Origin of the sequence: Streptomyces sp. NPDC001568, assembly GCF_042893755.1 — a bacterium.
Lineage (GTDB): Bacteria > Actinomycetota > Actinomycetes > Streptomycetales > Streptomycetaceae > Streptomyces.
The window spans coordinates 1-17,874 of the sequence record NZ_JBIAVF010000007.1 but is presented as its reverse complement, the minus strand read 5'-3'; the positions used below and the strand labels follow the sequence as shown (position 1 = coordinate 17,874).

Below are 17,874 nucleotides of genomic sequence, written 5' to 3'. Positions count from 1 at the left end.
CGTGGGGCCGGGGCGGTGGGCTTCAGTGGGGGCGGTAGACGGTCAGGGCGTCCGGTAGCGCGTCGAGGACGAAGGCGGCGGGGGCCTGGGCGTACTCCCCGTCGTAGGCGAGCGGCGTGCCCGGCGGGACGTCCGAGACGCGCAGGCTGCGCAGCTTGCTCGCGACGTGCACGGGGGAACGGGTCAGCGGGCCGGTGAACGCGGCGGCGAGGAGGCGGGGGCCGGGGCGGCCACCGCCGAGGACGAGCCGCAGGTCGAGCAGGCCCTCGCCGAGGGTGGCGCGGCGGCGCGGTGTCGGGCCGGTCCCCTGGTAGGTGCCGTTGCCCGCGAAGAGGAGCCACACGCTGCGGGGCCGACCGGCCAGCCGGAGCCGTACGGGCCGCTCGGCGCGCAGCACCTGCCAGGCGGCGAGCAGCGCGGCCGGCCCGCCGCCGATCCGGGGTCCCCAGTGCAGCCGGTGGCGCAGCAGCTCCGGGTACGCCCCGACGCTGAAGTTGTTCAGGAAGTATCCCGAGTCCTCACCCGGCCGGGGGCCGGCACCCGGGACCGGGACGGACCCGCCGACCGGGCGTGCGTCCGGATGGGGGCCGGTGGCCACGGGCGCGGGGGCGTCGGGCGGCGTCGAGTCGGGTGCGGCGGGGTGGCGGGGGCCGGGGGTGAAGCGGCCGACGCCGACGCGGACCGCTTCGCCCGCCGCGACCGCCCGGCAGGTGTCCGCCGGGCCGGCGAGGCCGAGGTCCAGCGCGAAGTGGTTGAGGGTGCCGCCGGGGAACACCGCGAGCGGCACCCCGGCCCGCAGCGCGGCGGTGGCGGCGGCGTTGATCGTGCCGTCCCCGCCGCACACTCCGAGAACGGTGGCCCTGGACGCCGCCGCGGCCAGCTCGGCCACCAGTTCGCCGCTGCCGACCTCCACCAGCTCCGCCTTCGGCAGCCGCTCCCGCAGCACGTCCAGCCCGGCCTCCGCGGCCGTCCCGGACGCGGTGTTCACCACCACCGTCAGGCCTTCCCCGTCCGGGAGCGCCGGGACCCCGGGCGCGGGCCGTTCGTCCCCCGGCATCACCCGGGCCTCCTGGGCGTCGCGCGCGAGTCGCCGTACGACGAATCCCGCGGCCACCCCGAGCGCCGCGCCCGTCACCACGTCGGAGGGGTAGTGCACCCCGGTGTAGACGCGGGAGAACGCGACCGACGCGGCGACGGGCGCCACCACGGCCCCCCACCCCGGGGACTCCAGCGCCAGCCCGGCCGTGAACGCGAAGGCCGACGCCGCGTGCCCGGACGGGAAGGAGGTGGTCTGCGGCTGCGTGTGCAGCTGCCGTACGGCCGGCACCCCGTCCAGCAGCGGGCGGGGCCTGCGGACCGACCACTTGCCGACCGTGTTGATGGTCGCCGAGGCCAGCGCCAGCGAGGCGGCCCCGCGCACGGCGGCCTTGCGGGCCCGGGGGGAGCCCAGCACGCTGATCGCCACCGCGGTCCCGCCCCACAGGACCCCGTGGTTCGCGGCCCGCCCGAGCCGAGGCAGCACCCGGTCGGCCCCGGGCCAGTGCCTGCGTGCCACGGCTTCGAACAGCTGCCGGTCCCACCGCGCGACCGCGCCCCGCCACGTCAGTTCCTGATCACCCATTGCCAGCCCCTACCCCGAGGAACGGATCCGAAATCAGACACACCCCGAACGCCGGAGGCCGACGCCCGGCGGCACGCACCGGGCGGAGTGCGGGCCGTGGTCCTACGCCTCCTCCTCCGGGTGGTCGCCTTCGAGGGGGCGTTTGCGCAGGAGGAGGACGACCATGCCGCCCAGCACCACCAGGCCGACGGCCAGGGACGCGATGACCGGGGTCGCGGCGGAACTGCCGCTGGAGGCCAGCCGCTCCTCGTCCGGGGATTCCGGCGCGGCCGCCGTGGTGGCTTCGGCGACGGGAACCGCGGTCGCCCCGGCCAGGGTGCCGACCGGGCCCGTGGCCGCCTGCCCGGGTGCGGGCCACGCCGCGGCGGCCCCGGCCGAGGCCGCAGATTCGCTGGAGCCGGCCACGATCTGCGCCTCGGCGGGGATGCCGCTGCTGAAGATCCGCCCGACGGGGACCTTGGTGGAGCCCTGGACGGTGACGGAGGCCGTGCCGTCGGGGGTGCCGGCGGGCACCTCGAAGTACAAGCGGCTCCCGTCGGCGGCGGAGGTCAGGGGTTTGCCGTCGGCGTCGACGACCCGCACTCCCATGGCGACGGCGGCGGCGTCCGGGGTGACGCTCACGCTCTGCGCCCGGGTCCGCACCGTGACGGGACCGATGCGGCTGCCGGCCGCCCCGGTGACGGGTCCCGCCGCCGGGCCGGGTTCCAGCCCCAGCGAGGCGGGCGGTTCCGGCAGTCGGCCCGCCTCCCGCTGGAGGTAGTCGGCCAGGCGTTCGGCGGCCGGGTCCGCTGCCTCGACCGGTGCCCCGGCGGCCAGTCTCCAGATCGCCACCTGGGTACCGGCGGCCGCGCTCTCCGCGGTCAGCGCACCGGCTCCGGAGGCCTTGGCGAGCCCGGCCAGGTCGTTGAACTGGGGGTAGGAGTGCTCCAGGACCCAGCGGATGCGGCCCGCCTCGGCATTCCCGGCGAGGGGGCTGCCGCCCCAACCGGTCTCGGTGAAGCGGGCCTGGGGCTGCGCGTATCCCGCGACGCCGACTCCGTACGTCTGGAGGGTGCCGCCGCCGTCGACCCGCATCTCGTGGAGGCCGGCCGGGATCTGCCGGACCGAGCCGTCCCCGGCGTGCAGGACGGCATGCCCGTACGTCTTGAGTCCGTCGAGGACGGCGCCGGCCCCCTCGGAGGCGCGGCCCGGGGTGGGACCCACGTCCGCAGCGGCCCGGGCCCCCGGCGCGGCGGTGAAGGCCGCCGCCGCCAACAGGGCCACGGCGAGCGGCCGACGCACGGAGGGCCGCCCCCCGCCGGACCCCGCCGCGGGGGCGGGGAGGGGGGCGTCGGCGGAGTCGTCGGAGCCTGGCTCCGGAAGGGCAGCAGGTGCCGCCAGGACGGTAAGCGGAACCGCGGGCGCGGCGGTTCCGGGCGTGGGACGGGCGCCGGACGCAGCCAGGGGCGCGGACGCCGGTCTGCCCGCTGCCGCAGCGGCGACGGTGGCGCCGGCGACGAGCGCCGAGGACGCCGCGACCGTGGCGGATGCGGAGGATGTGGAGGATGTGGAGGTTGCGGAGGATGCGGGAACAGCAGTCGACACAGTCTTCCCCTTCGGGCCAAAGACCCAGGTGCCCGTGAGTACCGGGGAATCCTAGCCGCCTCGAACACTCAGACCACCGCCGCGTTCTGAGTGCCCATCAGCGGGGTGTCCGTCCTGACCACCCGACGGAACGCCGCCGTGCCGCGGTTGAGGTCGTGTCCGATCGCGATGGCGTCGATGTCCGCGGAGAACCATCGGACGCCGTCGCCGTCGGGCGGGTCCTCCCGGACCCGCAGCCTCCCGTGCACCACGAGCGGTTCGCCGACGGACACGGAGCCGGCCAGGTTCACCGCCAGTACACGGCGTGCCCACACCGTGTAAAAACTGGTGGCCGCATCCGTCCAGGTGTCCGTCCGCCGGTCGAAGTACCTCGGCGTGACCGCGAAGCGGAACCTCGCCGACGGGCCGCTGGTCGTCTCCTTGAAGTCGATCTGCGTCGCCACGTACCCGACCAGTGTCACCAGGGTGTCGTTCATCCCGGCCGCCCTCCCCACAACTGCCCCACCCGCGCGGGCCCTCCGCCCGGGTACCCCCGCGGACCTGCCGCGCGAGGTACGACCATGCTGGACCCGGCCCCCCGGTCCCGCTCAAGCCTGTGGACTACTCACCGGTTGTGGACAACTTCGTCCCTCCTGCGGCAACCGTGGCGTACTGCTCGCGCACCTCCCGGTAGCGCAGCAGTTCGGCCGCGACCGGTTCCAGGACCCGCGCCCGCCCGCAGCCCGCGGCGGCCTGCCGCAGCCGTCTTTCGGCGTCCTGTCCGTAGCGGCGGGCCGGCCCGCGGGCCGCGAGGGAGCAGGCCCACTCCACCAGCGGGCCGCCGATGATGCCCGCCACCATGAACAGCACCGGTGGCATGAGCTTCGGTTCGAGGACACCGACGATCTGCCCGACGAGCCACAGCCCGCCGAAGATCTGAACGAGCGTCATCGCCGCCTGCGCGAGCACCGCGGCGGGCCACCACGCCGGCCGCGGCGGCTTGGCGCCGGGTACGGCGACGGCGGGACCCAGCGTCACGGCCAGCTCGTCCAGCGCTTCGGGCAGTTGTTCGCCGCCGCGCACGGCGGTCTCCCGTACGGCCTGCGCCCAGGGGTCGGGCAGCCCGATGACCGCCTCGTCGGCGACCGTCCGCACGGCCTGTTCCACGCGCTGGCGGGCGGTCACCTCCTCCTCCACGGGGGCCTGCGCGACGGGCGTGCCGGAGCGGCCGATCGCGGCCAGCGCGGCCAGTCCGGCCAAGGAGCGCGGCGAGCGGCGGCCCTCGTACCACCGCCACAGCCGCAGCCAGGGCGTCCCGCACGCCTTTCCGGCGTTGCGCCGCCAGGCCCGCTCGGCCGCGAGCCCCGCCGCGTACGCGCCGACGGCTTCCGCGAGCCGGTCCTCGAACTCGGCGCGCGCCGCCTCCCCGATCTCCGGCCCCGCGTGCCCGTCGGCCACGTACAGCGGGCGCAGGCGCAGCGCGGCCCGGTCGACATCGGCGGAGATCCGCCGGGTCGCGGCGCCCTTCTCCTGGGTGAACTGTCCGAGGAGTTCGCGAAGTTCCCCGACGCCTTCACCCGTGAGGGCGGACAGCCCGAGGACGGTGGCTCCGGGTTCTCCGTGCTCGCCGAGCGCGATGCCGTCGTCGTCGAGGAGTCTGCGCAGGTCGTCGAGGACGAGGTCGGCGGAGTCGCCGGGCAGCCGGTCCACCTGGTTCAGCACGACGAAGGTGATCTCCGCGTGTCCGGCGAGCGGCCTCAGGTACCGCTCGTGCAGGACGGCGTCCGCGTACTTCTCGGGGTCGACGACCCACACCACCGCGTCGACCAGCGCCAGCACGCGGTCCACGTGATCCCGGTGCACGCCGAGCGCCGAGTCCAGGTCGGGCAGGTCGACGAGGACCATGCCGCGCAGGGCCTCGGCCTCGGAGGTCTCGCGGGGCCGGCGCCGCAGTCGGCCGGGGATCTCCAGCCGGTCCAGGAGGCCGGCGGCCCCGTCCGACCAGCTGCACGCGATCGGAGCGGCGGTGGTCGGGCGGCGCAGTCCGGTTTCGGAGATCTGCACTCCGGCGAGTGAATTGAACAGCGTGGACTTGCCACTTCCGGTGGCTCCGGCGATGGCGACCACGGTGTGCTGCGGGGACAGCCCGCGGCGCGCCGCGGCCTCGTCGAGGACCCGGCCCGCCTCGGCGAGGGTCTTGCCGTCCAAGCGGGTCCGGGACAGTCCGACGAGCTGGCGCAGGGCGTCGAGGCGCGTGCGCAGGGCCTGTGCCTCGGGGCTGAGCGGTGGCGCGGCGACCTTGCCGCCGTCGCTGCCGGCCCCGGACACGGCGCGGACGAGTTCCTCGTCGCCCTCGTTCAGCACCTCGGCGTCGTCGTGGTCCCCGTCGCACAGGCCCTCGTCGCAGAGGCCCTCGCCGCACAGTTCGCCGCCGGCGCCGGTGCCGGGTACGGCGCCCAGGCTCCTGCGGCCCTTGGGTCGGGGGCGGGAGCGCGCGATGAACCCGTCGTCCCAGCGGTCATCGGTGCGGTCACGGTCGGTCAGGGCGGTCACCGCGTCACCTCTCCTTCTGCAGTAGGGACAGCGCGGCGATCAGCTCGGCCTGTGGTTCCGGGGTCACTTCGAGCGCTTCCAGGGGGGCGAGGCGGCGGTCGCGTTCGGCACGGAGCACCTCGTCGAGGTGGTCCCCGACCAGTTCTCCGCCCCGGTCGCGCAGGCGTACGGCGGCCTGGACGCCGATCCGCTCGGCGAGCTTCTCCCCCGCCGGGCGGGCGCGCTTGCCGCCGAGGAGGGCGGCGACGAGGAGGGCCGCGACGCCGTCGGGGTCGGGCGGCGGCTGCTGGTCGAGCCGCGCGACCTCCTCCTCGGCGAGTTCCTCCAGGACGCGCCGCCAGCGCCGTACGGCCATGCCGATACGTTCCGCCGCCTCCCGGTCGGGGGCGGGCAGGGACACCGCCGCGGCGGCCGGTTCGCGGCGCCAGGCGTCGGCGATGCGCTCGTCGGCGGCGGCGACGGCGCACTGGAGCAGCGCGGCGAGGGATTCGGCGAGGGAGTCCAGCAGCTCGTCGGCGCTGGTGTCGAGGGGGTAGCCGCGCCACCGGGTCAGGGCGTCCCCGGCGAGGACGGCGCCCTGGTCGAGGCGGTTGCGGACCCGCTTGCCCTCCCGCTTGTACGCGTCCTCGACGGCCGATGTCAGCCGTACGGCGGCGGCGTGCTGGGCGGCGACGGCCGAGGCGAGCTCCGGCATCCGCCGCCCGAGGGAGTCGAGCGCGCCCAGCGCGGTGCGCCCGACGGCGTACTGCCGGGCGGCCGGGTCCTGGGCGTGGTGGCTGAGCCAGGCGAGCAGCGGTGCGACGGCGCTGGCCGGCAGCAGCCCGCCCCCGCCGGCCGACTCGGGCAGCTCGGGCACCGTGAACCGGGGTACGTCGCCCAGCCCGGCCCGCGTGAGCAGGGCCCCGTACTGCCGCGAGACCTCGGTGAGCACCTGGTGCGGGACCCGGTCGAGGACGGTGACCAGGGTGGCCTTGTACTGCTTGGCGGTGCGCAGCAGGTGCCAGGGCACGGCGTCGGCGTACCGCGAGGCGGTGGTGACCATGACCCAGACGTCGGCGGCGCAGATGAGTTGGGCGGCGAGCGTCCGGTGCTCGACGATGAGGGAGTCGATGTCGGGGGCGTCGAGGATGGCGAGCCCGCGCGGGAGGGTGGCGACGGTCTCGATCCGCAGTTCGCGGGCGGAGGCGCGACGGTTCTGGGTGCGGGGGGAGTTCTTCTTGGGCGGGCCGGCGGGTTCGTCGTCCTCCTGCGGCGCCCAGACGCGCATCAGGTCGGGGAGGATCCGCATGCCGGCGAACCAGTGGTGGTCATCCGGATGGCAGACGAGCACCGGTGTGCGTGTCGTGGGGCGCAGTACCCCGGCTTCGCTGACCTGCCGGCCGACGAGGGAGTTGACGAGGGTGGACTTGCCGGCCCCGGTCGACCCGCCGATGACGGCGAGCAGGGGCGCCTCGGGCGCCTTGAGCCGGGGCACGAGGTAGTCGTCGAGCTGCGCGAGCAGCTCGGCTCTGGTCTGGCGGGCGCGCGGGGCGCCGGGCAGGGGCAGCGGCAGACGCACGGACGCGACCCGGTCGCGCAGGGCGGACAGGGCATCGAGCAGCTGAGGCCGTACATCCAAGGTCACCACATGCGAAGAATGCCCAATTTAGGACCATTTTTGAAGCTTATACGCCCTCTGCGCGCCGACCGCTACTCCGGCGGAACATCATGGACACGGCGGACGAGTGGGACGCAGGCATAACGAGTGCACAACACCCAGGGCGACGCGGCGCAAAAGCGATGCGAGAATCGCACCTGCCTGCGAGTATCGGGACCGCTTCACCGAACCTCCACATCGTGGCCCGCGAGTGAAGCAACCGGGACAAGGCAACCGGAGCCCTATCCTTGACCCGGCACGGACGGACGCCCCACCCCCACCGAGGGGCTCCAGGCCACCACGGCCACCTTCCGGCCCCCGTAGCTCAGTGGATAGAGCAGGTGCCTTCTAAGCACTTGGCCGCAGGTTCGAGTCCTGCCGGGGGCACTCTTCCCGTCCCACCCCCAGCCCTCCCTCCGGGGAGGGCTTTCGTGTGCGCGGGCCCGGGACGTGCGCGGCGTGGGGGTCAGGGCCGGATCGGGCCAGGGGCGGGCGGTGCGGCTCGGGCGCCCGCTCGGTGTCCGGATGACGGTCTTTTCGGGCGGACCGGTAGCGCGGGCGTCCGATCAGGGCGTCCCCTGTGAGCACGCCCCTCGGGGGGGCCTTCACCCCGCTCCCCGCAAGCCCGTGTCGATGAAGTCGACGCACTCACCCTCAGGATGGTCATGACTCCCTTCCGGCGCCTGCGGGCGCGGACCGTCACCGCGCTCTGCGCGATCGTGGCCTCGGGTGCGGTCCTCGCGGGTGTTCTGACGCTGCCCGCCGCCGGATGGCGGACCGTCCTGCCGATGGTCGCCGCGGTCGTCGTCACCTGCGCGGTGCTGGGACGTTGGCCCGCGTCGCGCCCCCGACTCGCGCCGGCCGCCGGCCTGGTGGCCGCGACGTCCGCCCTCGGCACCGTGACCGGGCTCCACCCCCGGTCCCTCCTGCACGCCGGGCTCATGGCGCTCGTCGAGTACGGCGTGCTGCTCCTGTTGATCTTCCTCGTGGTGCGGTTCACCGAGCCCCGCCGGGCGGCGGTCGTCGGCGGCTGCCTGGCACTGAGCGAGTCGGCCGTCATGCTGCGCCTGGAGCCGCCGTCCGAACCCTTCGAAGTGCTCGGCCAGTTCGCACTGTTCGTCCTGGTCGCCGGAGTCGCCGCGGCGGTCGGCGGGTACCTGCGGTCCCTCGACGCGCGCCGGCTCCGCTCGGTGCGGGAGGCGCGCGCGACGCAGCGCCTCCAATTGGCTTCCGATCTGCACGACTTCGTGGCGCACGACGTCTCCGGGATCGTCGCGCTCGCCCAAGCCGCCCAGGTCGTGGGCGGGGGCGGTCAGGATCAGGTGCTGCCGCTCCTCCGGCGGATCGAGGCCGCCGGCCTCCAGGCCCTGGCCTCCCTGGACCGCACGGTCCTGATGCTGGGTGACGCGTCCGGTGGACCATCGGTCCGGGGATCGGAAACCGGCGAAGTGCGCGGCAGCCCGTACGGGTTGGGCGACGTCGCCGCCATGGTCGACAGGTTCCGCGCGTCCGGCCGCTCCGAAGTCGTCCTGGAATCCCTGCTCACGGCGGAACACCTCGCGGAGGTGCCCCGCGAGGTGGCGTCCACCGCGCACCGGACGGTGGCCGAGGCCCTGACGAACGTACGCAGGCACGCGGGCTCGTGCGCACCGGTGCGGATCTCGCTGCGCGTCGACGGGGACCCCGCGGAACGCACCCTGGTCGTCGGCGTCGCCAACGACACCGGGGCCGACGGCGCCGGACCCGCCAGCGCGGGCCTCGACGAGGAACGACGCGGCGGGGGTACGGGACTCATCGGCCTCAAGGGACGGATCGACGCACTCGGCGGCACGCTCACCGCCGGGCCGCACGGGAACGACGGCTGGCGGCTCCTCGCCGCCTTCCCCTACACCGCAGGCTGACCGGCCCCCGCGCCCTTCCCCCGCGCGCCGCCCGTAACGGTGATCGATGGATCATCCGTGCCGCCGACGGATACGGTGCTGGGCGTGACCATCCGCATCCTCCTCGCCGACGATCAGGAATCCGTTCGCATCGGCTTCCGCCTGATCCTGGACTCGCAACCGGACATGGAGGTGGTCGGTGAGGCGGCGGACGGCGTCCGAGCCATCGAACTCGCCCGGAAGTTGAAGCCGGACGTCGTGCTGGCCGACATCCGGATGCCCCGCCTCGACGGCTTGGAGGTCACCCGCAGGCTGGCAGGGCCGGAAGCCGCCGAGCCACTGCGCGTGGTGGTGGTCACCACCTTCGACCTGGACGAGTACGTGCACACCGCGCTGCGTCACGGCGCCTGCGGCTTCCTGCTCAAGCGCTCCGGACCGGCGCTCTTGGTGGAGGCCGTACGTGCCGCGGTGGCGGGGGACACGCTGATCAGCCCCTCCATCACCGTGCGGCTGCTCGAACACCTCAAGGATCCGGGTCCGGCCAGGAGTCGGGCCCCGCGGCTGATCGAGTCCCTCACGGAACGCGAGTCGGAGATAGCCGCTCTCGTGGCCAAGGGACTCACCAACGCGGAGATCGGAACGGAGTTGTTCATTTCGGCCGGCACGGCCAAGACCCACATCGCGAACGTCCAGCGCAAACTCTCCGTGCGCAACCGGGTCGGCATCGCGGCCTGGGCGTGGGAAAGCGGCCTCACCGCGTGAGCCGGGCCCTCCGCCGGGAGGGTTTCAACCACCGGCGTCCGCGAGGTTCGGGCTGCGGGTGGACTGCGGGCTGTAACGGGGAGGCGCTGGGGGTGGCGGTCAAGCCCCTCTCAGGTATGAGGCCGTATCCGACTTGCGGCAGAGACGAACTTGATACCGCGGAGGGACGCGGCCCGCACCTCCGCTCGGAACACTTGACCCTATGAACCGCCGCCCGCTCGTGATCGCCGCCGCTGCCGTGGGAGTACTGGCCACGGCCGCCCTCGCCCTGCCCAACCTCCCTCCGAACCCGGTCACCAACGCGCTGGACGACCGGTTCCTGCACGAGAAGGGCAAGCGCTACGCCACCGCCGCCGACGCGCCCGTGCGCGGCGACCGGGCGTTCGCGCTGCCCAGTTGGATACCGGCGGACGCCACGGACATACGGATACGGGTCCGGACGAACGGCGAGGCTCGGCTGATCCGCTTCACCCTGGGCCGGACCACGCTCGACGAACCGCAGTGCACCGCCGGCACCCAGAAGGTGAAGGGCGGTCCCCGGCTGGCCGCCCGCTGGTGGCCGGGTGACACGAGGGCGGAGGAGCGTCCCGAGTGCCGGGACCGGCACCAGTACCAGGTGGCGGTGCGCGGCAAGCGGGTCTACGCCTGGACCGACGGCACCCCTTCCCCGGGCGCTCCGGCCAAGCGCACCGCGGGAGCCGTCAGGACCGCCGGGCAGCGCTGAGGAGCGCGGCGAAGCACTCCGGACGCGGGGAGGGCGCTGGGCGAGGCCGTGCGAACGGGCTGCCGAAGCCTTTTCGGCCGGCGGGGCTTGGGAAGCTCCGTCGGCATCGTAAGCTCCGTCGGCAGGTGGCGTCTTCGGCGGCTACCCGGCCTCGGGCGGGGCGTCCCGCAGGAGGGCCGAGGCGGCCCGGGCGAAGGCGTCCGGGTTGTCCAGCATGATGTTGTGCCCGCAGTCCGGTACGGGCAGGACCCGGACCCCTGCGGCCTCCAGGACTTCGGTCCCGGCGGGGGTTCCGTCCGCCTCCGGGTACAGGAAGCCGCGCGGGATCCTCAGATCCAGCAGCAGCTCCCGCATGGTGGGCGTCGTACCGGTCACGAGGTGCACGGCGCTGCGGTGCAGGGCGGTCCGGCCGGCCAGCCGCATGGTCGACCACCAGTGGGCGCCGGCCCGCTCGCGCACCTCGGCCCACCCCCCGGCCAGGAACTCCTCCTCCGTGTAGGAGGCGATGCTGCTGCTGCCGGGTCCGCCGGGCACCCGGGGCAACGGGTCCAGGTTCGCGTCCACCAGGACGAGCCGGGACACCACGTGGGGGTGGCGGGCGGCCAGCACGATCGCGACGGCGCCGCCCATGCTGTGCGCGATCACTTCAGCCGCCTCCACGCGGGCTTCGGTGAGTACCCGCGCGAGGGCGTCGGCGTGTGCTTCCAGGGTGTAGGAGAACGCGTCGGGGCGGTCGCTGTGCCCGTGCCCCAGGAGGTCGACCAACAGCGAGCGCCTGCCCGCGAGCAGCGGGTGGACGGCGGTGGCCGCGAAGTAGGCGGGCGAGGTGGCGCCGAGCCCGTGGACGTAGACCCGGGCCGGGTCGTCCCCGGGCAGCTCGACCCAGCGGATCCGGTCGCCTTCCGGCGTCGCCACGGCACTGTGCACGGTCTTTTCCCCCCGGAGCTGATCATCAGGAACCGGGACGAGGGTAACCGGGCCGTCGACCTCCTCGTCTACCCTGCTCGGATGACCGAGTACGTGAATCAGCTCGGCGGTGACATACCGCGTACGGGCACGCTGCCCGCGGGGTCGGACGCCGTCGTGTGGTCCCTGGACACCACGCGTGCGGTGATCGGCGGCCACCGGACCGACGAAGCCGCGGCGCTTCTCGACGCGGCCGAGCGGGACCGGCTTGCCCGGCTGCTGCGCCCGCACGACCGGCGCAGCTACCTCGCCTCCCACATCGGGCTGCGGGTGCTGCTCGGCGCCTACCTGGGCCTGGCGCCCGAGAAGGTCACGCTGGTCCGCGAGGACTGCCCCTGCTGCGGGGGCCCGCACGGTCGGCCCGCCGTGGCGGGGGGTGCGGTGCACTTCTCGCTGTCGCACAGCGCGGACATGGCCTACTTCGCCTTCGCGGGCGTCCCGGTCGGCGTCGACGTGGAGGGCCTCCCGAACGCGGGGGCCGTGGGCGACGTGATCGGCACCCTGCACCCGGCGGAGACCGCCGAACTGACCGCCCTCCCGCTGACGGACCGGCAGGCGGCCCTGGCCCGGCTGTGGTCGCGCAAGGAGGCGTACCTCAAAGCCACCGGCACGGGACTCGCCCTCGGCCTGATCGAGCCGTACGTCGGCTCTGCCGCCACCCCCGCCCCCGTCCCGGGCTGGTCCCTCCGCGACCTCCCGGCCCCACCCGCCTACGCCGCCGCCCTGGCGGTCCGCACCACCTGACAGCTCCCGCCGGCCGGAGGCCCGGTCGGCAACGGGGCCCGGTCGGCGCGGCCGTGCCGGCGGAGCCCGTCGGCACGGGCTAGCGGAGCCGGGCCTCGCGTTGTCGCGCCGCCTCCGTCAGTTCGGGCCACCACCGGGTCAGCCATGACTCCACCGAACCGTGCCGCTCGGGGAGGCCCGGCGGGACCGCGTCGTGGAGGGCGGCCGTTTCCGGCTCGGCACTGCGGTGGTGGCGCAGGATCTCCGGTTCGCCGGGACCCGTCGCGGCCGCCGCCACGCTGCGCAGGAACATCACGTTCGCCGCGATCAGCCAGAGCGTGCCGCCGGACGGGGCGTCCCCGGCGGGTACGGCGGAACCCGTCGCGAGCGCCCACGGGTCCGGGGCGAGGTGCCGGACCACGCCGACCCCGCAGAACCGGGCCGCCGCCGCGCACATCGCGCACGGCTCCTGCGTGCTCCACAGCGTCGTGGCTCCGAGGTCCCACCCCGTGCGGGCGGCGGCGAGCGCGTTCATCTCCGCGTGGGCCAGGGGGGTCCCCCGCAGCGGGCCGGTGCCGGGGCCGTCGTCGTCGGCATCCTCGTAGGACTCGTTGCGCCCCTCCGCCCGTACGACTCCCGCCGGGTCCGTCAGCACCGCCCCGACCGCCAGACCGCCGGCCGCCAACGCCTCGTACGCCAGGGCCAGGGACCGCCGGACCGCTTCCGGTGCCGCGTCCCACGCCGTCTCGAACTCCCCGCACGCGTCAGTCATGTCCGCATGTTCACACGAGACGCGGTCCCGAGGTCGTGGCCCCCTCACTTTGGTTCCGGCCGCCCGGAGGGCGGTGCTTCGGGCAGCCGGTGCGTGCGCTCGCAGGGCGGAGGAGGCGGGTGACATGGAGCATCGGCGACCGACGACAGCGCGGCGCGCGTGAGCCGGACCGCCGCAGCCGGGAGAAAGCTCGTCGACACGCCCTAGGGTGACGCGCATGGACATCCGCCCCGCCACCACCGCCACCGAACTGCGAACCGCCGAGGGGCTCTTCGACGGTCCCGCCCGCGAGGAGTGGTCGGAGCGCTTCCTGCGCTCCCCCGGACACCTGATGCTGATCGCCTACGTCGACGGGGTGCCCGCCGGCATGGTGTCGGGCGTCGAGATGACCCACCCGGACAAGGGCACCGAGATGTGCCTGTACGAACTCTCCGTGGACGAGGGCTACCGGCGGCGCGGCATCGGCCGCGCCCTCACCGAGGCCTTGGCCGCGGAGGCCGGCCGGCGCGGTTGCTACGGCATGTGGGTGGGGGTCGACACGGACAACGAGCCCGCGCTGGCGACCTACACCGCGTCCGGCGCCGAGGACGAGGGCGTCTTCACCATGCGCGGCTGGCCCCTCCCGCCGACCAGCTGACGCATCGTTCGAACCGGAGCCGGAGCTGGGGCTAGGGCCGCAGCCGGAGCCGGAGCTAGGGCCGCAGCCGGGGCCGGGGCTAGGGCCGGGGCCCAGGCCCCGATGCGGTGCCGGCGCGGCGCCCCGCTCTGGCCCAGGCTCCCGACCGGAGTCCGAGCCCCAGGTCCCCGCCCGGCACGGCACGGCACGGCGCCCCATCCTCCGGTTCGGGGGGCCGGACTCCGGGTACCGACGCGGCGCCTGCGAGGTGCCCATACCCCGGTCTCACCTTCCGGCTCGAAAAGCCGGGGCCGCAAGACCCCACCCGACGCGGCCGCACCCCCTGACCTCACCTCCCAGCCCGAAGCCCGGAGTTCGGGCCCCCGAAACCCGGCCAGGCCCATCGCACCATCTCCCGGCCCGCGCCTCCCGAGTCGGGTGCCGGGCCCGGATCCCGACCCGGAGCCCCCAGCGACGCCACCGACCGCACCCGGGCCGCCTGCGGCAGGCGTACCGGAGTCGAGCGCAGCATGCGTCCCGGGCCCGCGTGCGGCGAGAGCACCGATGGCTGGTGTGACGGCCACTCCGGAGCCGCGTGCGGCGGGCACTCCGGAGGCACGCACAACAGGCGTCCCGAGGCCGCGTACGGAGAGCACACCGACGGTGGGTGCGGCGAGCACACCGGAGCCGCGTGCGGCGGGCACACCAGGGGCACGCGCAACAGGCGCACCGGGCCCGCGTGCGGCGGGCGTACCGCGGCGGGTGCGGTGGGCATGGCCCGGGGGCGTGCGGAGCGCGGCGGAGGCGTTCGGGTCGGTGGCGGGTGTCGGGGGCGGGCGGTCCTCGCCCCCCCCTTCGGCGGCGTGTCGTGCGGCCAGTCGGCGCACCCTCCGCGCGCCACAGACCCGGCGGCGGGAGCGTCGGGAGCATGACAGCACTGACCGCGCTCCTCCCCGCCGCCGCCCTGCTCGCGACGGCCGCCGCGCTCCCGCCGCCCGCAACCGCCGCCGCGGCCGGGTCCGAAGCACCCACCGCCTCCTACGTGGTGGTCCTCAAGGACGCCACCCCCCGCGCCCCGACCCGCGCCCTGGCCTCCGAGGCCGAGGAGGCCGGGGACCGGGTGGGGCCGGTCTACGACACCGTCCTCAACGGCTTCGCGGTCCGGACCACCGCGGCCCGCGCGGCCACCCTCGCCGCCGACCCCCGGGTGTCGTCCGTCGAACCGGACACGGACTTCCGGATCTCCGACGACACCCCCACACCGGCACCCCCCGCACCGGCACCCGCACCGACACCGGCACCCGCCACCTCAACTCCCACACCCGACACCCCCGCTCCCGGCGCCCCCGCACCCGCACCCGGCACCCAGACCCCGCCCAACACCCCCGCCCCCACCACCCCCACCACCCCGGCCGCAGCGCCGATCGCCACCCCCACCCCCGCCCCGCCCGCGCCCCCGGTCACCCCCGCCCCCGCCCCCGTCGAAGCCGTGCTCACCGCCCAGGCCGCCGCGCCCTGGCCGCTCGACCGGATCGACCAGCGCGCGCTCCCGCTCGACGGTTCGTACACGTACGCGACCAAGGCACAGGGCGTCACGGTGTACGTCGTCGACACCGGGATCAACACCGCGCACCAGGAGTTCGGGGGCCGTGCCCGGGCCGGGTACAACGCGGTGTTCCTGGAGGGCGCGGCCGACTGCAACGGTCACGGCACGCATGTCGCCGCCACCGTCGGCGGGGCGACGTACGGGGTCGCCAAGGGGGTCTCCCTGGTCGGCGTGAAGGTCGCCGACTGCCGGGGTGACGGCAAGCTGTCGGCGATCCTGCGCGGTCTCGACTGGATGGTGAAGGACGCCGCCCGGAACACCGCCCGGGGCCCGGCCGTCGCCAACATGAGCATGGGCGGCACCCGCAGCCGGGCCATGGACGCGGCGGTGGTCCGTGCCGTGGCGTCCGGGATCACCTTCGCCGTGGCGGCCGGCAACGACGGCAAGGACGCCTGCGCCGGCTCTCCCGCGGCCGTCCCGCAGGCCCTGACGGTCGGCGCCACGGACGCCTCCGACCGGCGACCGGCGTTCTCCAACCACGGCCGCTGCGTGGACCTCTCGGCGCCGGGCGTGTCCGTCACCTCGGCGTGGAAGGGTTCGGCGACGGCCCTCGCCCGCTCCACCGGCACCTCCATGGCGGCCCCGCACGTGGCGGGCGCGGCCGCGCTGCTCCTGGCGGGCGGCACCGTCCGTACGCCCGACCAGGTGGGACGGGCGCTGCTGAGCAGCGCCGTCCCCAACCGGATCACGGGCCTGCCCGCGGGGACCGCGAACCTGCTCCTGCACACCCCGACGGCACCCTGAGGCGACGGCGGGCCCAGGACCGGGCACCACCCCGGCGCCCCACCCCGGCGCGCCCCTCCCCGGCGCGCCCTCCCCGCCACCACCGACCAGTCGGTATCCGATGTCCCATCAGACCGGTTCTGATGGGACATCAATGTGTGTGTGCTTCGGGCGAAACCCATCCATTGACTTCTCATCACCGCGACGCGTCAATGACGGCCTCCGCACCGGCTCAACCTCCCCCACACAGCGGGTGGGGGGAGGGGTTCGTCTGACGAAGGAGTCGCGACCCAGTGAGTACAACGTTCCGACGAAGAATGCTGGCCGGGGCGGGCGCCCTTTCCCTCGCCCTGACGGGCGGCGTCGTGGCCCTGACGGGAACGGCGCAGGCCGCGACCAAGACCACTCCGGTTCCCGTGAAGTGCGTCGCCCCCGCGCCGCAGCCGGGTGCCAACGGCACCCAGGACTTCACGGTCACGGTCCCCGACACCGCCAAGGCGGGTCAGTCCGTGCCGATCACCATCGATCCGGGCGAGACCCCCGTCGTCCCGATGTTCACCATCGACACGGTCAACACGATCAAGATGAAGCTGCTCGTCGGCGGGGTCGCCCAGACGGTGACCAGTCCGGCCGTCCCCAGCCATCAGGAGGCCGGGAAGAAGGCGGACCCGCCCGCGTTCAGCGGGAACATCACCCTCCCCGAAGGCACCGAGGGCACCACCGTCCAGATCACGATCGACCAGGTGGTCACGGACGCCGACCTGGGCGGCACCGTCTACACCACGACGTGTACGCCGGATCCGCGGCCCAGCGCCTCGGTCGGTTCGATCGCCTCCGAGGCCCTGCCCAAGGATCCGGTCACGACGAAGCTGACGCCCAACAGCGGCCCGGCGGGCACCGCCGTGGTCGTCACCGGCGCCAACTTCCCGGCCGGCGCGGTCGCCTGTTCCGCGCTGCTCGGCGGCGCGGCCACCGGTGACACCGGTACCGGCACGGCGGACGCGTCCGGCGCCGCGACCTGCAACATCACGGTCACCAAGAAGGCCGACGCGATCAGGATCGACGGCTCGACGCTCGCGCCCAAGCCCTTCGTGTTCGTCGAGGAGCAGGCGGGCGTGAAGAACCCGGTGGACATCGAGGTGCTGCCCGGGCCGCTGGCCCTCGGCCCGAAGGACGGCCAGCCGGCCGTCAGCTTCGGCTCGGTGACCATCAACGGCAAGTCCCAGTCGGTGTTCGGCGCGTTCAACGCCGCGACCGTCCAGGACTTCCGCGGCGGCAGCCTCGGCTGGGACGTGACGGCGACCCGTACGCCGTTCCTGAACCAGACGACCGGCCACTCGATGGCGAAGGCGCAGCTCGGCATCCAGCCGTCCTGCACCGTCACCAACCCGGACAGCCCGAGCACCTGCACCGCGGGCGCTCCGGGCGCGATCACCGACACCCCGATGAAGGTCGCCTCGCAGGCGGCCGGCGGTGACGAGTTGACCGGCGGCGAGTTCGCCGTGGGCGGCGCGGCGATGCTCCAGCTGCCGCCGTTCATGTTCGCCGACACCTACCAGTCGGTCGTGACGTTCTCGATCGCCTGACCGGGTCCGGCCCAGGGTGGTGGGGGGGGGGGGGGGCGCCCCCCCCCCCCGGCCCCCCCCGCCCCCCCCCGGGGGCCCCCCCCCCCCGGCCCCCCCCCCCCCCCCCCCCCCCCCCCCCCCCCCCCCCCCCCCCCCCCCCCCCC

General features: G+C 74.9%; 14 protein-coding genes and 1 tRNA gene. 8 read left to right on the top strand and 7 right to left on the bottom strand.

The window, feature by feature from the left end:
• Positions 1-22 precede the first annotated feature (22 nt).
• The 5 genes from ACFY0I_RS14385 to ACFY0I_RS14365 form a co-directional block, all read right to left on the bottom strand.
• Positions 23-1,621, bottom strand: coding sequence for a bifunctional phosphatase PAP2/diacylglycerol kinase family protein (locus tag ACFY0I_RS14385; protein ID WP_388894495.1), 1,599 nt, complete (start codon positions 1,619-1,621; stop codon positions 23-25).
• Between the two features lie 102 nt (positions 1,622-1,723).
• Positions 1,724-2,902: a TQXA domain-containing protein gene (locus tag ACFY0I_RS14380; protein ID WP_388894492.1), complete on the bottom strand. Its 1,179-nt coding sequence runs from the start codon at positions 2,900-2,902 to the stop codon at positions 1,724-1,726.
• A 371-nt stretch (positions 2,903-3,273) separates the two neighbouring features.
• Positions 3,274-3,681, bottom strand: a complete 408-nt coding sequence (locus tag ACFY0I_RS14375; RefSeq protein ID WP_388894489.1) for a single-stranded DNA-binding protein — start codon at positions 3,679-3,681, stop codon at positions 3,274-3,276.
• Between the two features lie 124 nt (positions 3,682-3,805).
• A complete protein-coding gene (locus tag ACFY0I_RS14370) occupies positions 3,806-5,737 on the bottom strand; it encodes a GTPase (RefSeq protein ID WP_388894486.1) in 1,932 nt (643 codons plus the stop codon).
• A gap of 4 nt (positions 5,738-5,741) precedes the next feature.
• Entirely contained in the window at positions 5,742-7,361 is a 1,620-nt protein-coding gene (locus tag ACFY0I_RS14365; RefSeq protein ID WP_388895308.1) for a dynamin family protein, read from the bottom strand.
• Between the two features lie 326 nt (positions 7,362-7,687).
• On the opposite strand from ACFY0I_RS14365, the gene ACFY0I_RS14360 reads away from it, so the two are divergent.
• The 4 genes from ACFY0I_RS14360 (at position 7,688) to ACFY0I_RS14345 (ending at position 10,739) form a co-directional block, all read left to right on the top strand.
• A tRNA-Arg gene (locus ACFY0I_RS14360) sits at positions 7,688-7,760 on the top strand.
• 278 nt (positions 7,761-8,038) lie between these two features.
• A complete protein-coding gene (locus ACFY0I_RS14355) occupies positions 8,039-9,274 on the top strand; it encodes a sensor histidine kinase (RefSeq protein ID WP_388894483.1) in 1,236 nt (411 codons plus the stop codon).
• Between the two features lie 84 nt (positions 9,275-9,358).
• Entirely contained in the window at positions 9,359-10,015 is a 657-nt protein-coding gene (locus ACFY0I_RS14350; protein ID WP_388894480.1) for a response regulator, read from the top strand.
• Positions 10,016-10,217: 202 nt separating this feature from the next.
• Positions 10,218-10,739: a hypothetical protein gene (locus tag ACFY0I_RS14345; RefSeq protein ID WP_388894478.1), complete on the top strand. Its 522-nt coding sequence runs from the start codon at positions 10,218-10,220 to the stop codon at positions 10,737-10,739.
• Positions 10,740-10,880: 141 nt separating this feature from the next.
• On the opposite strand, the gene ACFY0I_RS14340 is transcribed toward ACFY0I_RS14345, so the two are convergent.
• Entirely contained in the window at positions 10,881-11,666 is a 786-nt protein-coding gene (locus ACFY0I_RS14340) for an alpha/beta fold hydrolase (protein WP_388894474.1), read from the bottom strand.
• 81 nt (positions 11,667-11,747) lie between these two features.
• Here ACFY0I_RS14340 and ACFY0I_RS14335 point away from each other — a divergent pair, with 81 nt between their 5' ends.
• Positions 11,748-12,449 (top strand): 4'-phosphopantetheinyl transferase family protein, encoded by a 702-nt coding sequence (locus ACFY0I_RS14335; RefSeq protein ID WP_388894472.1) that lies wholly within the window; start codon positions 11,748-11,750, stop codon positions 12,447-12,449.
• 79 nt (positions 12,450-12,528) lie between these two features.
• Here the strand turns inward: ACFY0I_RS14335 and ACFY0I_RS14330 are convergent, their stop codons facing one another.
• Positions 12,529-13,200: a nucleoside deaminase gene (locus ACFY0I_RS14330; protein WP_388894469.1), complete on the bottom strand. Its 672-nt coding sequence runs from the start codon at positions 13,198-13,200 to the stop codon at positions 12,529-12,531.
• Between the two features lie 217 nt (positions 13,201-13,417).
• On the opposite strand from ACFY0I_RS14330, the gene ACFY0I_RS14325 reads away from it, so the two are divergent.
• From ACFY0I_RS14325 to ACFY0I_RS14315, 3 genes are all read left to right on the top strand, one after another.
• Positions 13,418-13,837, top strand: a complete 420-nt coding sequence (locus ACFY0I_RS14325; RefSeq protein ID WP_388894466.1) for a GNAT family N-acetyltransferase — start codon at positions 13,418-13,420, stop codon at positions 13,835-13,837.
• Positions 13,838-14,744: 907 nt separating this feature from the next.
• A complete protein-coding gene (locus ACFY0I_RS14320; protein ID WP_388894463.1) occupies positions 14,745-16,166 on the top strand; it encodes a S8 family peptidase in 1,422 nt (473 codons plus the stop codon).
• 272 nt (positions 16,167-16,438) lie between these two features.
• Complete coding sequence (locus ACFY0I_RS14315) at positions 16,439-17,731, top strand: hypothetical protein (protein ID WP_388894461.1); 1,293 nt, start codon at positions 16,439-16,441, stop codon at positions 17,729-17,731.
• The last annotated feature ends 143 nt before the right edge of the window (positions 17,732-17,874 follow it).